This window comes from Parapedobacter flavus, from assembly GCF_035818675.1.
Taxonomy (GTDB): Bacteria; Bacteroidota; Bacteroidia; order Sphingobacteriales; family Sphingobacteriaceae; genus Parapedobacter; species Parapedobacter flavus.
The window spans coordinates 19,647-40,414 of record NZ_JAYKZZ010000021.1 but is presented as its reverse complement, the minus strand read 5'-3'; the positions used below and the strand labels follow the sequence as shown (position 1 = coordinate 40,414).

At 50.3% G+C, this 20,768-nt stretch carries 16 protein-coding genes; 6 read left to right on the top strand and 10 right to left on the bottom strand.

Translation table 11 applies throughout. The annotated features are described in order from the left end of the window. Genes U9S71_RS16850 through U9S71_RS16830 form a run of 5 tightly spaced genes read right to left on the bottom strand, consistent with a single transcriptional unit; the run spans window position 1 to window position 12,893 of the window. Entirely contained in the window at window positions 1-2,019 is a 2,019-nt protein-coding gene (locus tag U9S71_RS16850) for a histidine kinase (protein ID WP_326328796.1), read from the bottom strand. 48 nt (window positions 2,020-2,067) lie between these two features. Continuing rightward, complete coding sequence (locus U9S71_RS16845; RefSeq protein ID WP_326328795.1) at window positions 2,068-4,107, bottom strand: fibronectin type III domain-containing protein; 2,040 nt, start codon at window positions 4,105-4,107, stop codon at window positions 2,068-2,070. Between the two features lie 19 nt (window positions 4,108-4,126). Next, on the bottom strand, window positions 4,127-10,582 hold the full coding sequence (locus U9S71_RS16840; protein WP_326328794.1) for a carboxypeptidase-like regulatory domain-containing protein: 6,456 nt from the start codon (window positions 10,580-10,582) through the stop codon (window positions 4,127-4,129). 9 nt (window positions 10,583-10,591) lie between these two features. Continuing rightward, window positions 10,592-12,310 (bottom strand): hypothetical protein, encoded by a 1,719-nt coding sequence (locus U9S71_RS16835; protein ID WP_326328793.1) that lies wholly within the window; start codon window positions 12,308-12,310, stop codon window positions 10,592-10,594. A 19-nt stretch (window positions 12,311-12,329) separates the two neighbouring features. Continuing rightward, window positions 12,330-12,893, bottom strand: a complete 564-nt coding sequence (locus tag U9S71_RS16830) for a hypothetical protein (RefSeq protein WP_326328792.1) — start codon at window positions 12,891-12,893, stop codon at window positions 12,330-12,332. A 260-nt stretch (window positions 12,894-13,153) separates the two neighbouring features. Between U9S71_RS16830 and U9S71_RS16825 the strand changes: the two genes are divergently transcribed. The 5 genes from U9S71_RS16825 to U9S71_RS16805 are packed head-to-tail and all read left to right on the top strand — an operon-like array spanning window position 13,154 to window position 16,193. Continuing rightward, window positions 13,154-13,684, top strand: coding sequence for an outer membrane beta-barrel protein (locus U9S71_RS16825; protein ID WP_326328791.1), 531 nt, complete (start codon window positions 13,154-13,156; stop codon window positions 13,682-13,684). A gap of 41 nt (window positions 13,685-13,725) precedes the next feature. Further along, complete coding sequence (locus U9S71_RS16820) at window positions 13,726-14,232, top strand: hypothetical protein (protein WP_326328790.1); 507 nt, start codon at window positions 13,726-13,728, stop codon at window positions 14,230-14,232. Window positions 14,233-14,274: 42 nt separating this feature from the next. Continuing rightward, on the top strand, window positions 14,275-14,898 hold the full coding sequence (locus U9S71_RS16815) for a hypothetical protein (protein ID WP_326328788.1): 624 nt from the start codon (window positions 14,275-14,277) through the stop codon (window positions 14,896-14,898). A 46-nt stretch (window positions 14,899-14,944) separates the two neighbouring features. Further along, the gene (locus U9S71_RS16810; RefSeq protein ID WP_326328787.1) at window positions 14,945-15,604 is read left to right on the top strand and encodes a hypothetical protein; all 660 of its coding nucleotides are present in this window, start codon (window positions 14,945-14,947) and stop codon (window positions 15,602-15,604) included. Continuing rightward, entirely contained in the window at window positions 15,594-16,193 is a 600-nt protein-coding gene (locus tag U9S71_RS16805) for a hypothetical protein (RefSeq protein WP_326328786.1), read from the top strand. Before U9S71_RS16810 ends, U9S71_RS16805 begins: the two co-directional genes overlap by 11 nt. Here U9S71_RS16805 and U9S71_RS16800 read toward each other — a convergent pair. Genes U9S71_RS16800 through U9S71_RS16790 form a run of 3 tightly spaced genes read right to left on the bottom strand, consistent with a single transcriptional unit; the run spans window position 16,165 to window position 16,936 of the window. Next, a complete protein-coding gene (locus U9S71_RS16800) occupies window positions 16,165-16,278 on the bottom strand; it encodes a cbb3-type cytochrome oxidase assembly protein (protein WP_326328785.1) in 114 nt (37 codons plus the stop codon). The genes U9S71_RS16805 and U9S71_RS16800 overlap by 29 nt on opposite strands. A gap of 36 nt (window positions 16,279-16,314) precedes the next feature. Beyond that, entirely contained in the window at window positions 16,315-16,731 is a 417-nt protein-coding gene (locus U9S71_RS16795; protein WP_326328784.1) for a putative toxin-antitoxin system toxin component, PIN family, read from the bottom strand. Continuing rightward, window positions 16,718-16,936 carry a hypothetical protein gene (locus tag U9S71_RS16790; RefSeq protein WP_326328783.1) on the bottom strand — a complete coding sequence of 73 codons (219 nt, stop codon included), beginning with the start codon at window positions 16,934-16,936 and terminating at the stop codon, window positions 16,718-16,720. Before U9S71_RS16790 ends, U9S71_RS16795 begins: the two co-directional genes overlap by 14 nt. Window positions 16,937-17,343: 407 nt before the next feature. On the opposite strand from U9S71_RS16790, the gene U9S71_RS16785 reads away from it, so the two are divergent. Beyond that, window positions 17,344-18,111, top strand: coding sequence for a DUF1444 domain-containing protein (locus tag U9S71_RS16785; RefSeq protein ID WP_326328782.1), 768 nt, complete (start codon window positions 17,344-17,346; stop codon window positions 18,109-18,111). Window positions 18,112-18,161: 50 nt separating this feature from the next. On the opposite strand, the gene ccoS is transcribed toward U9S71_RS16785, so the two are convergent. After that, on the bottom strand, window positions 18,162-18,344 hold the full coding sequence (ccoS, locus tag U9S71_RS16780) for a cbb3-type cytochrome oxidase assembly protein CcoS (protein ID WP_326328781.1): 183 nt from the start codon (window positions 18,342-18,344) through the stop codon (window positions 18,162-18,164). Then, window positions 18,341-20,755, bottom strand: a complete 2,415-nt coding sequence (locus tag U9S71_RS16775; RefSeq protein WP_326328780.1) for a heavy metal translocating P-type ATPase — start codon at window positions 20,753-20,755, stop codon at window positions 18,341-18,343. The genes ccoS and U9S71_RS16775 overlap by 4 nt, the downstream gene beginning before the upstream one ends. Window positions 20,756-20,768: the final 13 nt, after the last annotated feature.

Genomic DNA, 20,768 nt, shown 5'->3' with positions numbered 1-20,768 from the left:
TCAATAGTTATACGTTAATGTGACCCGCGTTCCCAGTGCCCTTCCATTTTGCTTCAGGTCAGCGATTTCCAGGAGTACATCGTAGTCGCTCAGGTGGTTATGCAATGCCAGCCGGTCCCTGATCAGGGTGGTGCCCATAGCGGCATGCAATTTCTTCTTTTTGGCACTCTCTTCCCTACCAATGCCGTTATCTTCAATGACGATTTTCAGGCTTTCTGTGGTATCAAAGGTAATCACCAATTTTTTTTCGGTTTTTAAACTGGGGTGAAGCCCGTGCCAGATGGCATTTTCGACAATAGGCTGTAAAAGCAACGGTGGAATCTGGTATTGTGAGAGCTCTTCCCTGGATGAAACGTTAATCTGGTAACTAAAGCCCGCTCCCATTCGGCTCTGTTCCAACGAAAGGTACAGCTCCAGGGTTTCAAGCTCTTCTTCTACGGTTACCTCCCTGTGCTGGCTATTTTGCAGGATGTGCCGGAGCAAGCTGGAAAAATCATCCAAATAAGCCATTGCATCATCATCCCGACCGGTCATGATCAGGTTTTTAATGGCATTCATGCTGTTGAAGATAAAGTGCGGATTCATCTGTGATCGCAAGGCCACCATTTCCGTCTCCTTTAGCTTTTGAGTAAACTCATTTTTTATTTTTTGTTCCCTTTCCTGTTCGATTTCCACATAGAGCTGGATGAGCTCGGCCGTTTTTTCGCGCACTTTGGTATCCAGCTCGTGGTTCATATTTGCCTGCAGCCGCTCATTTTCTTGCGACTGTTTGATCAGGGCCGCATCTGCTTGTTCTTTTTCTTCCTGAATGAGGAACACATTTTTTCCCAACGCCAGCGAAAAACAATAGACTTCTCCAATAAGCCCTATCTGGAAAACGATATTCGAAGCTTCCGTAAAGTTGAAGAAATGGCCAGGAAGGAATTCCATACCGGAATAATTAATATAGGATCCCAGTACAGCGCCCATAAAAAAGAGCGATTGGCCGATGACAAAATAGCCGAGTAAGGGATGTTTTACTTTAAACATAATCCAAAAGATCAGCACAAAATTAATCGGAAGGATAATAAGGCGTACGATATTGAATACCGTCATCATCAATTGCGGGTCGAAAACAAACACATTAACCAACAAGCGGCCACCGGCATACACCAAACAGGCCACACCCAGGTACCAAAGCACCCGGGCCAATCGCTTGTCATACACCTTAACCCGCAGTAGATTTCGTATAAAAAATATATAGAACGCTATAAAAACAAACTGGACAGGCTCACTGAGATTATTGGACAGTTCGGGTGCGTATTGAAAGAAATTCCATACGGGTGCCTCGGTTTTGCGAAGTACGATAAACCCGTAAACCAACAGAAAAAACAAATAGCCCAAATAATAGAAGTAGAGTTTCCCGCGCACCCGTAGCCAGAAAACCAAAACGAATATAAAAAGGGTTACTAACGAAAAGATAAAGAAATAAACGAAAACGATGGAGTTAACCTGATCGTTTTGATTGCGCTCGGAAAGCTTCTGATAGCCACTTTCGGAAAAGAGGGCCAGGGGTTCAGGCAACTCAGGCGCAGTCAACCGGACATATAGCTGTACGCGCTGGGCCGGGGCTACGGTGAAGTTGGTAAAGTAGTACTCGGACTTATTGGCCCGTTGCGGTAGCGGCACATAATAGCCATTTTCTACCTGGTTAAAGCCCTGCTCACTTTGCTGATAGACGGTGGCATTGTGAACAACGCTGTAAAGGTAGGTTTGAACGGTATCTTTCGACCGATTCTCCAGTTCAAATGCTAACCAAAGTGCGGTTTCAGGTGTAATGGTGTCCGTCGTATCATAAGCTTTCCAAGCATGGCTCACCCTAATTTCATCAAAGGTGGCTGTGAGATCGGTCAGCAGCGCTTTAACGTTTTTATTAGATGCCAAGGGCAGTCGATCGGCGATGGAATCGGCCACAATCTGCCCCTTTACCGGCACAAAACTCGCTAAAAAACAAAACGTTATTAAAAAATAGGTCTTCATTAATCGAACTAATGTACTAATTTTATGCGCCACGCGCCTAATGAAACACTATCTTTCTACCTCATTCCGTCTAATGAGGTAGGTTTTACTTTTATTGCCCTCCGAATCATCGGTCGCAATAGCTACCGCATACCTGTAAAGAACATTTGCCTGTACATTTTCGTCCACATAAGGTGTGGACGGATTAACCGTTGCTACTTTTTCGAAATCATCGCCCTTTACGGTGCTGCGATAAATCACGTATGTCCGCGTACCCGCCTCCTGGGGAGTTGCCCAGGACACTTCGATCCCTGCTCGCAGGTTTCGAAGGGAAATCCGCTCCGGCGGGTGCATATAGGCCGCTTGGTCGGCAGCGGTGCTTGCATAAGGCGAGAGTATGCTTTGGTTCCCCCAAGCGTCTATGGAGCTTACCGCGTACTCGTAATTTTTCCCCGGCACTGCGGTTGAGTCAACATACGCTGGAAGCGGGATGGGTGTGGCACTGACCAAATGGTACGACTGGCTTCCCTTTTCCCTGCGGTACAGGATATAGCCGGTAATGGTATTATCCTGCGTACGGGTATTCTCCCACTGCAGGCCAATCCCTTCCGGTTGATGGCTGGCTTGCATGCCTCCGGGCGCAAGTAGCGTCACCGGCTGCCGTATCGATACCGAAGCCACGGACGATGTATCGCTCATTTCCTGGCCGCTGTTCATCACCTGGAGCGCATACACATATTGGCCGGAGTATGATGCACTGAACGCACTGTCTGTGTATTGGTGGCTCTTCACCGGTCCGGCCACCACCTGCAGGTTGTCGGTAGAAGTACCCCGCAGCACGTAATAGCCGAAAATATTCAGCTCGGGGTTCGGTAACCAGCCCAGTTCAATCCGCCCTTCATGTGCAGCCACCTGCAGGCCTTGCGGCGTTGATGGTGCCACCCCTTCGGGGATCGCGATATAGCCGGAAGCCTCGCTGAATAGCATGGGGGATACACCGGGCAAATCAGCTAGCAACGGGCGTACTTTGTAAAAATAATTGGAACCGGCGATCACCTGTTGATCCAGAAAATGGGTTTCGGTAGGTGCGATGGTATCCAATACCACATAGTCTTCGCCCAGCATCCGGGATTTCAGCACCTGAATGGCGGTGTAGTACGCCTTTGCAGGCAGCGGTTCCCACTGTACCAACAGGCCATCCAATGTATCGGTTACCTGTAGGTTCTCAATGGGTGCGATCTGGTTCCGATCGAAATTGATGGCATTTAACGTATCCGACGGTATGCCCAGGTTTCCGGCACGGTCTACCGTCCGGATATACCAGGCGATGTGGCTGTCTGGCACGGTCTCGTTTGAATAAAACACCGTAACACTATCCGGAGATAGCTGGTTGGTAAAAATGCTGTCTACCACTATAAAATCTTCATCCGTTTGGGCTGCATATAGCTGTACATACAATGGAATGTGTTTTCCCGCTGGCAGTTCGGTTCCCCAAGTTGCGGATGCATTGTCTTCAAAAATATTATACGTCAACAGCTTGAACTTGGTGGTATACGTGGGAAGCGTTCCGTCGAGCGATTCCGAATAGATTTTTTCCTGTGTACCTGTTCCGTCTATCCGGTCGAAATAATACGTTACTTTCTCACCCAGCTGCCATGTTTTATCAATATAGACCAAACCCAAGGATTCCTGTAGCTCGTCGGAAATAATCAATGGCCCCAAGGTATCTATTCCATGTTTTATGAGCGTTTCGTAGGCTTGTTGCATCGTAGCCGCTTTCAGGTATTTCAGCAGGTCAGCTTTCAACGCCTGGCCCATTCCTTCTTCCATTTCGGCCGCAGATGCCGGGAATGAAACGGTCGCGACGTGTTGATCCGAGCTTCCCCGCTGAGGGGTTTTATAGATTTCGATTTTCACTTCCGGGGAAGGAAAAAAGCCGGTCGTTTCCCCTTGTTTGTACGTGAATAGCTCGCCGATCGTCATCACCACACCATCCGGTCCTGGGAGCAACATGTTGGTCTGTACTTCCTGGCCGTGCACCCGCATGCTTGCAGTTAACGCGACGAACGCAAGGGTTAGCCGGATAAGATTCATTTTATAGTTGTTCATGAGCTTTTCGATATGATGTTTATAAACATAGGTTTCCACTGTTGCTTCCTCCAAGTCCGCCGCTTAGTTTCAAACCTGTATATTGGCCGTAATCAATGCCTGCATGCGCACTTATACAGCCTTTTGCGCCAAACTTAACATACCAAAATCCGGTATCCGAGGTCCAGTCATTACAGCCGGGGTTCAAACTTCCAACCTTAAAGGTTAGGGAAGCCCCTGCGTTCCCTTTAAAGAACCATCCTTTCTGGCTGGTGCGCCCGCCGGCAAAAGCGAAACAAGCATCAAAACCTGCCTCCATACAGCCTTCCCAAACCGCAAGATCTATACAGGCTTTTGCCGATGCGCTTACGTTACCTTTAAAGCTTAGCAAGTAATCGCCTTCTGCGAAGTTCATCAGGAAACAAGCGGATGCGCTAGCATGGTAAGTCGCCGAGAAGCTTGCTATCCAAAAATCTCCTCCTATTTTAGGGTTGGGCGGGCCGATTTCTACACCGCCATACGCATACAAGCCGGAGAATGTATAGTTACCACCGCCGATCAGGTCATCGTCCAAGTTACGGAAATACTGGGAAATGTCGTTATCTCCGTGTTTTGGATTTTTCACATTCACTCCCAGCGCAAATTCGCCGTAGGTATCCAACAGGCTTGCCACCTTGATGGTTGTATTCACACCGAGGAAAGCATACGGATTGTTGGTATCCCAGCTGACCCGCATCAGGCCATTTAGTGAGGCTTTGGATAATCCCTCCATGGGTTCCATTTCAGCTTTAACAGTAATGGCAAATAATTTTGCCGGAAAATTCAATTCTACGGTCGACTTCGCCAGTTCGAAATTATCGCCGACCACCACTTCGGTACTTCCTTTGATGATCGGGCCGGATTCTACCGAGAGGTTGATGTTAGCCAATTTAACGGCCTGAGACAGGTTGGCGACAGATGCTTCCCCTTTGATGGACACTTTAAATTTATTATTCCCGGTGTTGTAACTAAAGCCGCCCCCCACTTTAGCGATTGTTATGGCGCCGATGGGGATCGGCGCACCCACCACAAACGAAGCGCCCATATCTACACCATTGCGTACCTTGAAATAATGAAACGTAATATCCGCTCCAATAGAAGTGCCCGGTATTTCCAAGCTCCCGCCACCGGCAAAGCCGTTCTCTTCCAACTCCAGTTCCAGTCCGCATTCCATCACCGGAACATCCAGGCTGGCATCAATTTTACCGACGATCAACTCCGCCTCGCCATTTTCCGTCGCTTGGAATCTGATATTCCCCGCACTGAAATCCAGAAAAGGAATATCGGTGCTCAACTCACCCAGCAGCTCAATATAAGGCATCTGCCCGGTTGCGTTGCTCACCGCAAAGCCACTGATGTTATACGACGCAAAGCCAAAATCAGCACTGTAATTCGCCGGGACCTGAACCGCGAAATGGCCGTCCGTCTGGATCTGGAAACGGGGAATTTCAATGGCCTCGTCAATCAGCTTTTTGAAACGCATATCAATACTTCCCGATAAGCTATAGACACCGCTGTTTCCGATTTGCCCGAACCGCAGTTCCGAGCCGTTGTCTTCGATGACGGCTGCATCAAACAGGTCGATGCCATTCCGGGTTACCTCAAACTTGCCGCCATATACACCGTCTTTGGTTATCCGTAGATCGGAGAAGGCCAGTGTGGAAACATCCGATGCAGGCAGCTTGACATTGATTTCCCCGCCCAGCTTCAGGCCGTTCTCATTGATGACCAAGGAGGCCAACGAAGCTTTCCAATCGCCTACTTCCAGCACGGGCAGGTTATCCGTTGGGACTTCGACCTCCGTGATCGCAAAGGAACGATCGAGTATCAGGGTTTTTAACGGGATATCAATAGATGCCACCGGCCCGAATTGCGGCGTCATGATGTCTCCGGCAAGGGTAAGCCCGTCCGGGCTGACGGTGGTGTTGGCCAGGTCCAGTTCCACGGTAAAACCATACAGCTCGATCTTTACCGGTTCGGTACCTTCTGCCGCCAACCGGAACTCCAGGTTCTCCGCATCAACGATATACCCGTCCACTTCGTCCTGTATGTTTTGCGCCTCGTTTTGGAGGTCTTCCAACGCGTCGCTATTGCCCGGCAGGTTACCGGCCATATCCTGTGCTGCATCGGTTGCCGCATCTTCCAGATTGCTCATATTCTCCGCCCCGAGGCCCGGCAGCCCTCGGGCACCCTCGCCCAGGAATATTTCGATGGACCCGGGGCTCGTGCGGTCTTTGGTAATCACCTTAGGCAGTAATGTTTCTACAAAAGCAACATCATACTGCCCTAGGATACGACCGGGATCCAGCTGCAGCTGGCCGCTGATGCTGCCCCATCCGTTGGCATTTTCGGTGACGACGATCTGATCCCCATCGTTTTGGAAGGTAAGGGGCAGGTAGCCGAATAACGTCAACGGCAAATCCACGGCGTCGGTAACGACTTCCTTGTTTTCGGGTATGGCGTTCCCTTCCCCGTCAAACGTGACTTTAATATTGGCAAAGGGGAGAGAGAGCCGTCCGTCCGGTTCGAAAACAGATAAATAGGGATTCAACCCCACAAAACTGCCCGTCCATATCTCGGCACCGTTCGCTGTGGAGTCTGCTTTTTCCAGTTCGATCTGAAAGCCCAGTAGCTGACTGATGTTTTTGCCGCCGCCGTCCTCCAGCGTGAAGTCCATTTCCACATCGTTCCCTTTCTGGAAGGTCTGATACGTTTTATGCACCATATACCCTGTTTTCGCTACGCGTATCTCCTGTTCGCCCGCAGGCAGGTACAACTCATACGAGCCGTCTTCCTGCGACAACGCAGCCAGGTATTTCTTGCCTTCTACCGATACGTGCACGCTATCCAGCGCGGTGTTGTTACTACTCACCGTTCCATACAACCGGGTACCCTGTTCCATAAACAAGGTCATTTCGATCAGTTGGTTATCCGCTTGCAGATCAACCGATGTCTCTACCGGGAGGTACCCCGAGCCTTCTTGCGGAATAAGCGTGACGTCTACCTTCCCGCCAAACCCGTTGTATAGCCATTCGCCCCTTTCATTGGTTACCTGTGTGGTGTCAAAAAGACTGATGCTGACGCCTTCCAGCAACTTCGTGGGGTCGGCTTCATCCTTGACGATAAACCGTACCCGGGCCCGTTTCACATCCAGGTAACCGATTTCCCCTATATTCAGTGCCTCGTTGGCCGCTTCGGGAAACGCCAGCGTGGCGATATACGCCTCCATTGACGCCTCCATAGACGCGTCGATTTCCGGTGTCATTGGCGCCATCGCCAAACCAGGGCCAGACATGACCATTTGCTGGGGCAGTTCAGGACGGAGAATGGTATCTACGGTTACCTGACCGTCCTCAATGCTGATTTGGCCTTCTTTTTTTACGTACCCCGCTTTTTCGACGATCAGCGTATGCGTGCCGGGGTAGAAACTGGTTTGGAAAGCCCCGGACTCGTCGGTATCAAAATAGGCATCGCTGCCTTCAAAATGCAGGCGGGCATATGGCATGGGTTTTCCGGTTGCATCCACCACCCGGCCTGCCAGCGGGGTCACTTCCGCATTGAGCTGAAAGGCCGCTTCGGCCGTGATGCCGGCAACGATGGCCCGGTTTATCTTTTTGCTTTCGGGTTGAACGGCGAGGTTGCGATACCTGGCGGGAACAGAAACCAGCTCGATGGTAAATTCGGCATCGGGTTTCAGGATGGGCAGATTGCCGATATAGAAATTGCCCGATTCATCCGACTGGGTGGTATACGGACCGTAATAGCTGTCTGGGAGCGCAACGTTTAATGCATCCATATTGATACTTGTGGGCGTCCAAGCTGAAACCACCGGCTGTGCACTGAACTGCCCCACCATGCCGGCCGTTGGCGACGAAACGGCCATGGATGAGCTCACTTCCACCGGCATGGCTGTGTTTCCTATGGTATAGGTCGTGCTGAATTCCAGCGGGTCGAGAACGGGATCGAGGACAACGCCCGTTGGCAAATCCAACTCTTCCGGGCGATTGTTACGGATCTGGGCTGCTATTTCGGCTTCCGATAATGGCGGGGGTCCGCCGGATAACACATCGTCGGGGTTGTACGTTACTTTCACAACGGCATGCGGTATGGACACCGTATTGTCGCCGGCATATAAAACCACACGTCCTTTCACAGCCGGGTCGCTGGGGGTGGCGTCATAGCCTGCATACACCTGCATGACGTTGGAGACAGCGGTCTGCTGCGGGGTAACCCGCAGGTCCGTTTGCAGCTCGCCCAGGTTGCTGGCATCGGACTGGACGACGGCGTGGAGGCTTCCCTGATAAAACAGCTTACCGAAATTGAACAGCTGCGCATGAGATTGCCCCTCCCCTACGCTGTCTACCGCAACCAATACGTAGCGTTTTCCATGAATGGTTTTCGTTTCGCGGGCGTCTGCCGGCACATTACCTTCCTGCTCCAGGTAAGGCGATTGGGTTATTTCGCGCGCTTCGCGGTACAGCCGCACCTGCGTTTTCCCGAGGTCGGCTTCGTTGTCCAGAATAACAGGTGCGTTTACCGTCGCCGAAAAGCGATACGTATTGGCGAGCAGCACCTGCTCCCCCAGGTTGATTTCGGCCAAAGAATCGATTTCTCCGGCGGGTATACGGTAGTTCAGGTCGTAGAACCCCGGAGCACTGGCGGTCAGCACCAGTTCCTCGTATTGATCAAGGCCTGAAAATTTAGGATGGATAAAATTCAAGGTATAATTCCCGTCCTCATCGGTGGTGCCGGATGCCAAGACCTTTAACCCCACATCGGGGGTGTTTGCTGGTGGCACGGCCGTCGCCTGTTCCCCTACCAACCCGGGCCATGCTTGCACCGTACGCAAGCCGCTATACTTCAGGTCATCTTCCATCGTATAGGTTTGTTCGCTGGGGCCCATGCCGACAAACGTAGCCGTCGGTTGCGACATGGTCGCGGCTTTTTTCTTTCCTTTTAAAACCACCGTTACATGGCCCAACGGGAATCGCTGTTCGGCGGTATCGGTGCCGGAAGATTTGTACGCATAACGCAAGGTGTTTGCGGCATGGGTACTGATCACCTCGTCGGCAGGTTTCCGTTCCGGCAGGTTCATCAACCCCTGTAGGTGATCAAAAGAGGCCGGAGTTGCCGTAAAGCTGGCGGAAGCTATACTCAAGGTCGGGTCGGTTTGCCCCATTGCCACGAAATGGTTTGCTTGGATGTCGTTGCCACCCACATATATACCCACGGGTGTGGTACCGATCGCATCGACGGACAGCCCATTGGGCAACGTCAGCTCCGACGCAGCGGACGACAGCGCAGTCACATCCGAAGGACTAAAAGCATAATCTTCGGAAAAAGTTACTTCCGATTGCTTGAATGCCCACAACAGGCGTCCGCTGACCCGATTCGTAGTGTATTGCGGGGCATCCCTTTCCATTTGGGGCCGAGGGGGTGTTTCAGCGAGCTGACCCGTTGCCTGCTCCGCTGGCGGTGTGTAGACGAAAGCGCCGATTTGGCTGTACCCTTCGTTAGCTATTTCCAATGGACTGCCCGGCCGGGCCTGGAAATTGGCTTTGACGCGTACCGTGTAGCGTTCTCCCGCACGCAACACGTGCGGGAACCGCAACGTATCCAATAGGAAAGTGGTCGTGGGTATGTTCCGCTGGTGGAAAACCGATGGATTCGTGGAGACATCTTTTACGGTCTGGCCGGGAAATGCCTTACGGATTTCCAGATCGTAGGTTAGCGCACCCAGCGGGGTGCCGCATGTGGTGGTCGGTGGTGTCCAGGAAAACTGGATCTGGGGGGTCTGCGGGGTAAAATCCTGGAAACCGCTATTGGACTGCATCATGGTCGATACCGGCATCACCAATTGCGGCGCCGCGGCACGGTAGCAGACAATGAAGGTGGCACAGCCCGTTCCGGGGGCCGAAAGCGGCGCCGATTGCCCCGGCGTTTCATAGTCGTAAGCCGTTACACAGATGCGGTACGTTCCCTCCGGTAGTTTGTAGTTCACAGCACCTTGTTGCAGGTCGCCCATGTCGGCATTCTGGAAAACCAGGTCATCTTGCGTAAAGCCGCCAAAGGCTTCATCCAGCATGGACTGGTTCAGCCTGACCATCTGTTGGGGGTTCATCCCGATCGGATTGGCCGGCTGGTAATCCGGCCGCAGGGAAATGCTCATGGGTGCGGGCGACAACCGTTGGATGGTTGCAGAAAGCTTGACACGGGTTTGCGTACTACCCGAATTGGTGAGCGTAACCGCCAGATGCCTGCTGATGTCTTGATTCAATTGGCCCGAGCGGTTGCCCATGATATTCGCCTTTATTTGCGGTAGGTATGGGGGTACCGGTTGCTGAACGTTTACATTGATGCGGATCGGATATTGTGCGTATGAAGCAACGGGCAGCAAGCTCAGTATAAAAACGAGCGCCATTACCAATCGGGACAATTTTGCTATGCAGTTCATCATCAGGTGATTTTAAAAGTTATAAGCGTAGGTAATGCCACCGGAAAACAGCTTGCTATTGACCGCATAGGGCACGTGATTAATATCGTTTAACGGATTCAGGTTTACCGGCGGCGTAATCATATAGCTTGCGTAAATCCCAAGCGAATGGCTATTCCATACGGCATAATTCCCATTGAACGAAAAGGTGAGGTTATTGCCCGTTGGAGAATCTGTCGCTTTGTTCAGAAAATAACCCACGCTGCCCTGCAGGCTCAGGCTGCGGTCTTTGAGTAGCTGTGCGTTGGCCCCCACATCCAACCCGAGCGACTGGTACCGGCTGTTTTGCTGGCCATACACGCTGTAAAGCACGGTAGTGTTGACGCCCATGTATTGCTGCAGGAAATACAGCCCGTAGTTGACCGACGACGAGAAATTGTTCCCGTTGGTTTGTTCCTTGGTTACAGGGTTATGGTCATTCAAGGAGGTATACGTAAAACTACCGCTGACGGTGTGTTGGCGACTGGCATCCGAGAAATTCAATGAGGGTGCAAGCACCGCGGTAAACATCATCTGGTCCATACGAACCGAATCACTCAGTTCGAGTAATCCGTCTTGTTGCAGGATCCGCACGCCTGTTACGTTCATATTAACGTTGACATGCTGGCTTACAAACGTGTTGAGTGATAGGTTACCGGTGCGGGTTACCAACGTAGAACTGAGCATATTTTCCAGGTTGTTGCGCTGGTTGTTTACGGCAGCATTCAGGTTTATTTTACCTTGGTTAAACGTGGTATTGAGGTTGCCACTTATCATTTCTACATCGTCTAGGGCATAAGGTACGCCCAGCGATTTGAAATCGGGCTGTACGCGCCGGTACCCCACCATCGCGTTCAGGTTTTTGAGCATTAGCCCGACTTGTGCCTGTCCCGACCAACTGAGCACCGAGCTGTAGTTGACCGGCATCAATTTCTGAAGGATTACCGGCAGTTTGGTGTCGCCGATACTATCTATCGTTTCGTATGATAGGTCGCGACTAAGCAGGCTAACCGCCGCATCCCCTGAAAAGGACAGCTGTTTTTTAAAAAAAGAGAATTTCCACGATGAACCCACCACGCTGTTTTCCTGCGGGAGCAAGGTGGTCAGGCTGTCTTCTATCCGCTGTATCGAGCCGATGTCATCCTTCGCATGAAGGTACTGTAAACTAAAATTCTGATGCTCGCCCCCCACGCCGACTTTCACGCCGTAGCCGTTGCGCGCGTATTGGGGTTGCAGCCGCGCCATGTTGGTGGTGTCTTCGCTGATCGCCTGATTCAGCTTGCCGTAAAAGGCCCCGAAGTAGAACCCTTTGGGAGCAAGCTCGATACCGCCTCCGAGAAAGCTTTGTCCGTCGAACAGCAACGGTGAAAAGGATATATTCCGGTAGCCCAGATGCAGCTTTGCCCATTTGTAGGATGGGCTGATACCGAACTGCGAAAAAGGTTGCGTATAGCTGTTGGTGTATTGGGTGACGACAAAAGAAAATGGCATGGAAATCCCATAGAACGAAGGCGTAAAATTACCATACAGGTTCCATGCGAACGGATCACGGGTAGCGTACGCTTCGTTAGAGGCAAAGAAATTAGCCCCGCCACCGAGGGTGCCGCGAAACGAAACGGGCTTTTGGTCTTTTAGCTGACCAATGTCTTGCGCTTGCACGGATGGTGCAAGCAGCAAGACAAGAACGATCCAGTTGAATAGTTTTCTTTTCATGCCGACTTTTCATCACCAGTTACTCAATGACCCGCATCACCGGACAATTAAATTCCCCCTTTACGGTGATCGATTCGCCCAGATCGTTACCCATAACCATTGAAAAAGTGCCTTTGGTTTCTTTGTCGGTCAGGGTGGTAATCTCAAAGGTGCCGGTACCATCGCTTACTTGATCACCATTCGCATCACCGGTCACAAATCCCGGCCAGTTATCGTATGCCATATCGGGCCAGAGCAGTTTTGCGGGGTTAGCCATCAACTCATTGGGGTCCAACGAATAACTTCCTTTTCCATCGGCATGGCTTATCCCGAAGGTTAAGACCGCATCTTTATAATTTTCATCTACGGCTATAATAGACAAGATGTTACCATCATCGTCTTTGGACCATACCGCTACTTTAACGGCTCCGGCGTATTTAGCGGTGTTGCCATCTTCATAGGTGATGGTAGCAGTTACCCCTTTTTTATTTTCGAATTCAGGTTCCGGTTCATCGTTTTTGTCCTTACTGCAGGAAATAAACAGCACCAAGCCGAGACTCAATACCAGAAACGTTGCTTGTTTCATTCGTGATTGTACGTTCATGATTGTGTTCTTTAAAAGTTACAGCGATGTTGATTTGCAGACGAAAGTAGGGATGCAGCCATATATAGAAAACCGCCAATGAGTATTCGGCGGCGTTGAGTTAGAATTCGGTGATCTTTGGCTTTTTTACCGAATTCTAACCGACACCTACCATATACTCATTGGGGGTTCCAACCGCTTGGTGCTGTTGTTATGTTTGCTGACGTATTTTATAATCAAAGGCGATTTCAACGAATTAAAAAACTAAAATGATGTTAACCATGAAAAAATTTATGCTCGCTTGCTTATTAACGGCCACAGTTTCTATTGCGACGTACGCGCAGCAAGGCGCCATCCATATCAATGGTGGTATAGATGGTGCCTTTCCTCTTGGCGATTTAGGTGAAAGCTATGGCGTGGGCTTCGGTGCCACGGTAAAAGGGCTGTACGGTATCAGTGATGCAGGCCAGGTGGGGCTTACCTTAGGATATATCGGTTTTGGGTCGAAAGAAGACCTTGGCGACGGAAATAGCGCCTCTTTCGGGGTCATCCCCGTTTTGGCCTTATATCGCCACCATTTCGGCAGCTTCTATGTGGAACCCCAAATCGGCCTCTCCGCCAACCGCTTCAAGGTAAAGGTTTCGGGTGTCGACTTCGGCGGCACCGCATCGACCACGTCGTTGGGCTATGCCGCAGGCATCGGGTATCTCATCGGCAATATTGACCTTTCCGCACGATACCAGGGCTTTTCACAAAACGGATCGAGCTCGGGCTTTGCCGGATTGCGGGTCGCGTATAATTTTACGCTTTGACCCGATAGGACCCCCATCCTGGAACATAAAAACTTGTAAAAATGAGAAAGATACAGTCATTATCCAAAACCATCCTGCTTGCACTGCTTATCGGCATAGCCTTTTCCAGCTGTAGCAAGGATGATAAAGGGCCGGAAGATGACGGTGCTAACGACAGCTATGTCAAAATTGAGCTGGAAGACGGAACTGTTATTGAGCTAAACGACCCCATGCAAGTGATGGGTGGTATCAGCCCGATAGGCTCATTCAGTACCTCCCTAACCGAAAAAGATGTGATTGTCATCATTCAGGTACTTCGCTTCGAAGAACCCACCGTGGGACAGCAATTCACCCTTCCAAGTATTGTCGTTAGAAATGTAGCCGGTGATACATACCGTTCCCCTTCTCTTCAAGATAACGAAATGAAAGGTGAAGGAGAAGTTACCATTACGGCTATTAGCGATGAGCAAGTAAAAGGTACCTTCTCGGCTGAAATGTATTCAGAAAGCGGCAAACGAGCCACCATGGAAGGAAAATTCACGCAGAAGCTAAAGCCTTTACTTGATTGAAACGTAAACGATCTACAATTATCGAATTAAATCCATTTTGAAATGACCAACATACAAGCACTATCTAAGAAAATACTATTTGTACTACTTATCGGTGCTGCATTCACGGGTTGCAGCAAAGATGACAAAGGACCAGACAACAAAGAAGAGGAGGAGACCACTGCCGGTGCAGACCACACCTTTGATGTGACCTTGGTGAATAAGGCCGACGCCGCTAATACGATTGAATATAAGGGTGCGGCACCAAACGATGAAGCGCGTGCGATATATAGAAACCGCACGATATCTGGAGAAACGGAACACAGCATTACCATGTTGTTCGGAAAACTCGAGGAGGCTGGCAGTATTTACGGCAATTTCGATCTGGATGATGACGACCAGCCCTTTACTGAATTGGGGCCTTACCACTTAGCAGACGGTGGCGTTTTAGAGATACGACCCGAGGGAACAGCCGATTTGTATACATCAGTTTCAGGAACCCTAACGTTTTCAGATCTGAAGTATGCGTTACCTACCGCTTCAGTTGGCGCTGCCGCGTATACACTCAAATTTGAAGGTGATTTTGCAAAATACACGAGCGGAACGAAAAGCGACGAAACCTACCACGCTTCGGGCACCTTTGTCATCAGCCCCGAAGATGATATGGGCACTTATAAAGCGCCGTAGGAATGCATTTGGTAACAATCAAAACTATTTATTAAAAATTACAACTATGAATAACTCAAAAAGATTATCGTTTCTGTTGAGCCTTGTTTTCCTTTCAGGCACCCTAGTATTCAACGCATGCAGCAAAGATCCTTCGGATAACCCGGAACCTGACCCAACAGCCGGTGAAGGCACAGCCTCCGCTACGATTGAATATCTAGACACGGGGGAAAAGGTCCAGTTTACGGGCTCTTCGTGGGGCGCCATGGGTTCCGGCAGTCGGGATACCGTGGTGATGTATTTTTCAGGCGAGGATAACCCGATGACAATGTTCCTGATGATTACCCCCGCTAAGAAAGGGAAGCACACCATGGGGGAAAATGGCTTTGAAAGCTACGGGATGTTTTTCCAAGATAGTACAGAAAACAGTTTTATGAAGATTTATTTCCTTGGCGAGGATAATATTAGGGATAATGACACCGAAATGGACGGTTCAGCGACCTTTGATATCACGTCCTTGTCAAACAAGGGAATTACCGGCTCTTTTGAGGCGACGATGATTCAGAATTCCACCATTGTGGAAAATGGAGAGGTCACATCGGGCGAAATAAAACGAGTAAAAATAACGAACGGAAAGTTCAACGTCCCTTTCTGGTTTACGAACCTTCCGATGTCTGGCGCTGCCCCTACATCGATAACTATCAACGATGCATATCATGATGAATAATCGAATTTTTAATTTGTTGACAGTCGGCCTACTGAGTGTATTTCTGTTTATTTCTTGCGGTAAAGACGGCGATAAGCCGGATACGGATGAATCCGACGCAGACGCAGAAATAACCGCAGTTTTTCAGTTTAGTGATGGAGAATCAGTAGATTTCGCGTTCACCCACAAAAAGGATGATATCATCAAGCCTTACGTTTACGGCCCCAATGGAAACGACCACTATAAATTATGGTTGCGGGGGGAGAAAGAAATAGGCGATAACATATATACGATCAACCTTTACGTTACCATGCCCGAAGAAGGGGTTGGTGAATACCCCTTTGGGAGGGCCTGGCAATGGCATGATAAAGGATTTGTCACAGAAATCCATATCGGTGTAACGGAAAAAGGCAACCCCCTTAATCTGAAACAATACTTTTCTTCCGACGTCGATAATACGGATAGCAAAGGCGTAACGATTAGCTCGCTTACGGACAACCATATTAAAGGAACGTTTTCGGGAATAGCGGCCTATATCGAATCAGATATCATTACGATAACTGACGGGGAATTTGATACGATTATAAACCGGGGAGACTGGGAAGACTAAGCAAATCAAACAGCATCCTTATGGATGGCGTATGGGTATCGTCATGCTGTCCGGTTTTGTTAGCCCAGAAGAAAGCGACAATCAAAACTAGGGGAGGGAGAGCAGAGGAAAACGAGACATTTTAGGAGAAAGTATCCAAAAAGGATCGAGCATTGATAATTGGGATATCCCGGTATGGATGGAGCACAAGCAAATCTTGGTCTCCGGTAATTATGGCGTCCGCTTTGATACTCAATGCAACTTCGAGAAATTTATTGTCTTTTGAATCTCTGCAATCCGTTACCGTATGGTGCGGGTGGATATACACCGCTAGCGAGTCGAAACTTTCAATAATCTCCAACCGAATAGCTAACGGCAGATATCGATCGAATTTTGGGCGAACGAATACGCCTTTAAACTCATCAGCAGTTGCTTTAGACAAAACAATATGTCCCCTTTGTCGTGCCAGATTTAGCGCTTGCCTAGCTACAGAACCGGGCAAAAGGAAAGAACTAACTAATGTGTTGGTGTCAAATACATATCGCTTAGTCGTCTTCACTCAATAATTGGTTTAGCTTGGTTTCGGTTAACCCTTTCTTTTTCGCTGTTTTCCCAGCTTTGTCTAGCAGTCTATCAAATTCAGCCTCTTTCAATTCGCGGAGCATTTCAGCTATCTTACGCTCATATTCCGCCTTGAGTGCAGGAGCACTGTTTCTCCAAACTCGGGCCAATGCACTATCAACTTCTAATACGATACGATCCATAATCATGTCCTTTCCACGAAATGTTGTTATGCAAATTTACAAAATGTTTTGGTAAACCCGAATGAGGTATCCGCTATACGTGCATTTCAATTGGCCCCATCTCGCGTGGCACTCGCATGCCGTATGCGGGCGGTATGTTAGGTTTTCCCGTATACGGCTCACATCCACCCCGCATACCGCACGCGAGAAGTTAGAACAAAGGGAGAAGAACGTCTGAATAAAGGGCGAGTATGTCTCAAGTACTAGCAATGTACTGGTAAAGTACCGGTAGTGTACTATTGTATAGGTACGTATCCTTAGCATAAGGGCTATATATCCCGTAAGGATGCTCCGTACTTTTAGTGAGGATTTTAGGTCAGCAGCCAATAAAACTCCTATCTTTAACCCATCACCAAAATTACTACACTATGGGCGACTTTATTTATGAGGAATTCAAAGAACGGGTAAAGGACTTTGGGATTACTATAGGTCCTGAGGATGCCGAAGGTAATATTGAAATCGAGTATAGTGACACCCATCAGACCATCAACCTGGGGAATGCCCGTACAAGCCACCTGAAACACGGCGATCTGGACCACCTGGATAAAATCGTCGCCTCCGTACATGAAGGGTTGATGGGAGTCCTGTTGCCACCCTGGGAGGAAGCCAGTCCCAACCTTTTTTGCATGCTCACCCAGCCCAAGGAGTCCGGGCAGGAAGATTACATCACCGAGCCCATTGCCGACGGAGTGGTGAAAGTATTCATACACCATCGCAACGGCCAGCACGCGTGGATCAGCCACAGCATGCTGAAGTTCTGGAATGTGAGCCTTGACGCCGTGAAAGGCCAGTGCAATTACAACATGGGTACCCTGCTCGATGACGCCGAGATCGAAGTGATGAAATTGCCTCACGGCGTAAAGTTCGCCGCCATCCAATCAGACCTGAGCTGGCTGAATACCGCAATACTGTTTACGAAGGATTTCAAGAAGAAAATCTTACCTAAAATAGGTTGGCCCATCTATTTTGCTATACCTACGCGCGAATTTTGCTACATGGTAAACATCAAGCACAAGCAGTCTCTATCGGTGCTTTCTTATATGTTTGACGACATTTACCGGCATGAAGACCTGCACCTCACCCGTGAAGTATTCAGCATGACCGACAGGGGAATTCGGTCAGTGGGTAAATTTTAATCGAGGCCAGCCCCCAACCTCCATCAGCTGATGTTGTCAAACCTTCGACGCTATGCAGGGCGGTCGCCATCGCGGGACTCCACCGCCGCATCTTCGTCGTCCTCGAACAGCATCCGTATAGACGGCGTGTAGGTATCGTCGTGCTGCCCGGTTTTATTGGCCCAAAAAAAAGCTGCTAGGAAAATCAAGGCGATGAACACGCTGCAGCCGATGAGGAAGAATATAGCGCTCATGATACGTTATCGGTTAATTGATTTTTAGCGGCATACATACGGGTAGCCACGGTAGTAAAGCCGATAATGGTAACCGTACTCAACGGCATGAGGATAGCGGCAAACAGGGGCGACAGGGTGCCTGTGACTGCAAAACTCAGGCCTACCGCGTTATAAACCAACGAAATACCGAAGCTGCGGTGAATGACTTTACGTACATCTTTCGCAAATGCAAAGAAGCGGGGTAACAACGCAAATGACCGGCCGTCCAACACGGCATCGCAACCCGGCGAGAAGTTATTGATATCATCACTCACCGCTATCCCCAGATTGGCCTGTTTCAATGCGCCGGCATCGTTGAGGCCATCGCCAAACATGCACACCGCGCTGCCCCCCGTCTGTAATGAGCGTATGTATTCCAGCTTCTCGATGGGCAGGCGGTTGAATAACAGGGCAGACTGGCGAGGAAATATGGCGCGCAATTGTTCGCGGTCTTTGTCGTGGTCGCCCGATACCAGATTCAATTCGTAATTGTTCGCTAAGCGCCCCATTACCTGGGCTAACTGCGGCCGCCAGGGCTGCATAGCTACCAGACAACCTTTCACATGGCCATCGATGGCGATGTAAACATGGCTCCCACGCACGGCGTCACCCTGTGTGTGCATTGCTCCTACGAACGCGCTGCTACCTACGCGCACATCACGGCCAGCCACCACGGCTTCGATACCTTTGCCTGTTACCTCCCGGAAGCCGCTTACCGGCATGGCAGCAACCGGACCGGCCCAGTTGACCAGCTCGCGGCTGAGGGGGTGGTTCGAGTTCTGCGCCACTGCCACCACCATAGCCCGTTCATCGGGCGTCAGCTCGCCGTTGAAATGCATCCGCGACGCATTCGGCGAGGAAATGGTCCCTGTCTTGTCGAAAACCAGGCAGTCGATTGCCGCCAATTGCTCAATCGCCGCGGTATTTTTTACGTAGAACCGATTCCGGTCGAAAATGCCCAATGCAGCCGACAGCGTAAATGGGCCGCTCAGTGCCAATGCACACGGGCAGCCGATAATCAATACCGCAGTGAGTGCGCCCCACGCTTTGGCCGCGTTGCCCTGAAAAAACCAGTAGGCCATGGAGGAAACAGCAATGGTGAGCAACGCCACGGTAAAATACCGGCTCACCACGTTGCTGAACGTACGGAACTTCCGCTCGTAGGGTTTGAATGCTTCGTTATTCCACAACTGGGTGAGGTAACTTTGCGATACGTCCTTCACCACTTCCAGCTCAATGGCTTCGCCCAGCTGCCGACCGCCTGCATAGATGATTTCGCCAAGCACTTTCCGTACGGGCTCGGATTCGCCGGTAACGAAGCTGAAATCGATATCGGCAACTCCTTTCAGAAGGATGGCATCAGCAGGGACGATTTCGCCGTTGCGGACGAGCAGCCGGTCGCCTACCCGGATATCCGAAAGCGGTATCGGCTTCGTCGCTCCGTCGACAATACGGGTTACCGCCACCGGAAAATACGAGCGGTAGTCGCGCTCGAATGAAATGTGATGGTAGGTACGTTGCTGCACCCACCTACCCACCAGCAGGAAGAACACCAGTCCGCAAAGGGTGTCCGCAAAGCCCGGTCCGCTGCCGGAAAACACTTCCCAAGCCGTGCGGACAAACAGCACGGCGATACCGAGCGCCAGTGGCACATCGAGGTTGAGCTGCCGCTGCCGGAGGCTGTGCCATGCAGACGTGAAGTAACCGCGCCCACTATACAGCAGCACCGGAAGCGTGAACGCGAAATTCATCCAGCCGAAGAAGGTGGCATATTTTGCTTCGAATGCAGCCATGCCGAAGTATTCGGGGAAGCTCAGCATCATGGAGTTGCCGAAACAGAACCCCGCCACGGCGATTTTGGCAATTAGCCCGCTTTGGGAAAACTTGCGGCCTGACTTGACCACATCCTGTAAGGTGATTTTGGGTGCATAGCCAATGTCATCCAGCAGCTCGACCAGTCCACGCATGGATAGCTCATGGTGCTTAATGGTAATGGTTACCTGTTTCTTCATGAAGTCGCTCTGCGACCGCACCACGGCGGGACTGAGCTTATAAAGGTGTTCCAGCAGCCAGATGCAGGAACTGCAATGGATGGCGGGAATGTAAAAGGTGACGACCGTGATGTCGCTATTCTTGAAGTCGATCAGTTTATCGGCGATCGCGGGTTCGTCGAGGTAGTCGTACCGTTCGCCCTGTTCGGCTTTCTTTTTACCGGGATGCGCGTTGTATCGGTAATAGGACTGCATGTTGTTGCCGCTTAGTATGCGGTATACGCTTTGGCAGCCCAGGCAACAGAAAGCGTGGCCATCGGCTTCAAAACCGCTATGCAACACCGCGTCGCCGCAGTGGAAACATTTCGTGTCTTCGGAAGCTTTGGTTGCTATCGCCATGTATTTCTAGGTA

Excerpts from the sequence above, each read along its gene's own strand:
- U9S71_RS16850 (WP_326328796.1), bottom strand. The coding sequence starts at position 2,019 with ATGAAGACCTATTTTTTAATAACGTTTTGTTTTTTAGCGAGTTTTGTG.
- U9S71_RS16820 (WP_326328790.1), top strand. The coding sequence starts at position 13,726 with ATGAGAAAGATACAGTCATTATCCAAAACCATCCTGCTTGCACTGCTT.
- U9S71_RS16830 (WP_326328792.1), bottom strand. The coding sequence starts at position 12,893 with ATGAACGTACAATCACGAATGAAACAAGCAACGTTTCTGGTATTGAGT.
- U9S71_RS16790 (WP_326328783.1), bottom strand. The coding sequence starts at position 16,936 with ATGGATCGTATCGTATTAGAAGTTGATAGTGCATTGGCCCGAGTTTGG.
- U9S71_RS16805 (WP_326328786.1), top strand. The coding sequence starts at position 15,594 with ATGATGAATAATCGAATTTTTAATTTGTTGACAGTCGGCCTACTGAGT.
- U9S71_RS16845 (WP_326328795.1), bottom strand. The coding sequence starts at position 4,107 with ATGAACAACTATAAAATGAATCTTATCCGGCTAACCCTTGCGTTCGTC.
- U9S71_RS16840 (WP_326328794.1), bottom strand. The coding sequence starts at position 10,582 with ATGATGAACTGCATAGCAAAATTGTCCCGATTGGTAATGGCGCTCGTT.
- U9S71_RS16815 (WP_326328788.1), top strand. The coding sequence starts at position 14,275 with ATGACCAACATACAAGCACTATCTAAGAAAATACTATTTGTACTACTT.
- U9S71_RS16835 (WP_326328793.1), bottom strand. The coding sequence starts at position 12,310 with ATGAAAAGAAAACTATTCAACTGGATCGTTCTTGTCTTGCTGCTTGCA.
- U9S71_RS16825 (WP_326328791.1), top strand. The coding sequence starts at position 13,154 with ATGAAAAAATTTATGCTCGCTTGCTTATTAACGGCCACAGTTTCTATT.
- ccoS (WP_326328781.1), bottom strand. The coding sequence starts at position 18,344 with ATGAGCGCTATATTCTTCCTCATCGGCTGCAGCGTGTTCATCGCCTTG.
- U9S71_RS16785 (WP_326328782.1), top strand. The coding sequence starts at position 17,344 with ATGGGCGACTTTATTTATGAGGAATTCAAAGAACGGGTAAAGGACTTT.
- U9S71_RS16810 (WP_326328787.1), top strand. The coding sequence starts at position 14,945 with ATGAATAACTCAAAAAGATTATCGTTTCTGTTGAGCCTTGTTTTCCTT.
- U9S71_RS16775 (WP_326328780.1), bottom strand. The coding sequence starts at position 20,755 with ATGGCGATAGCAACCAAAGCTTCCGAAGACACGAAATGTTTCCACTGC.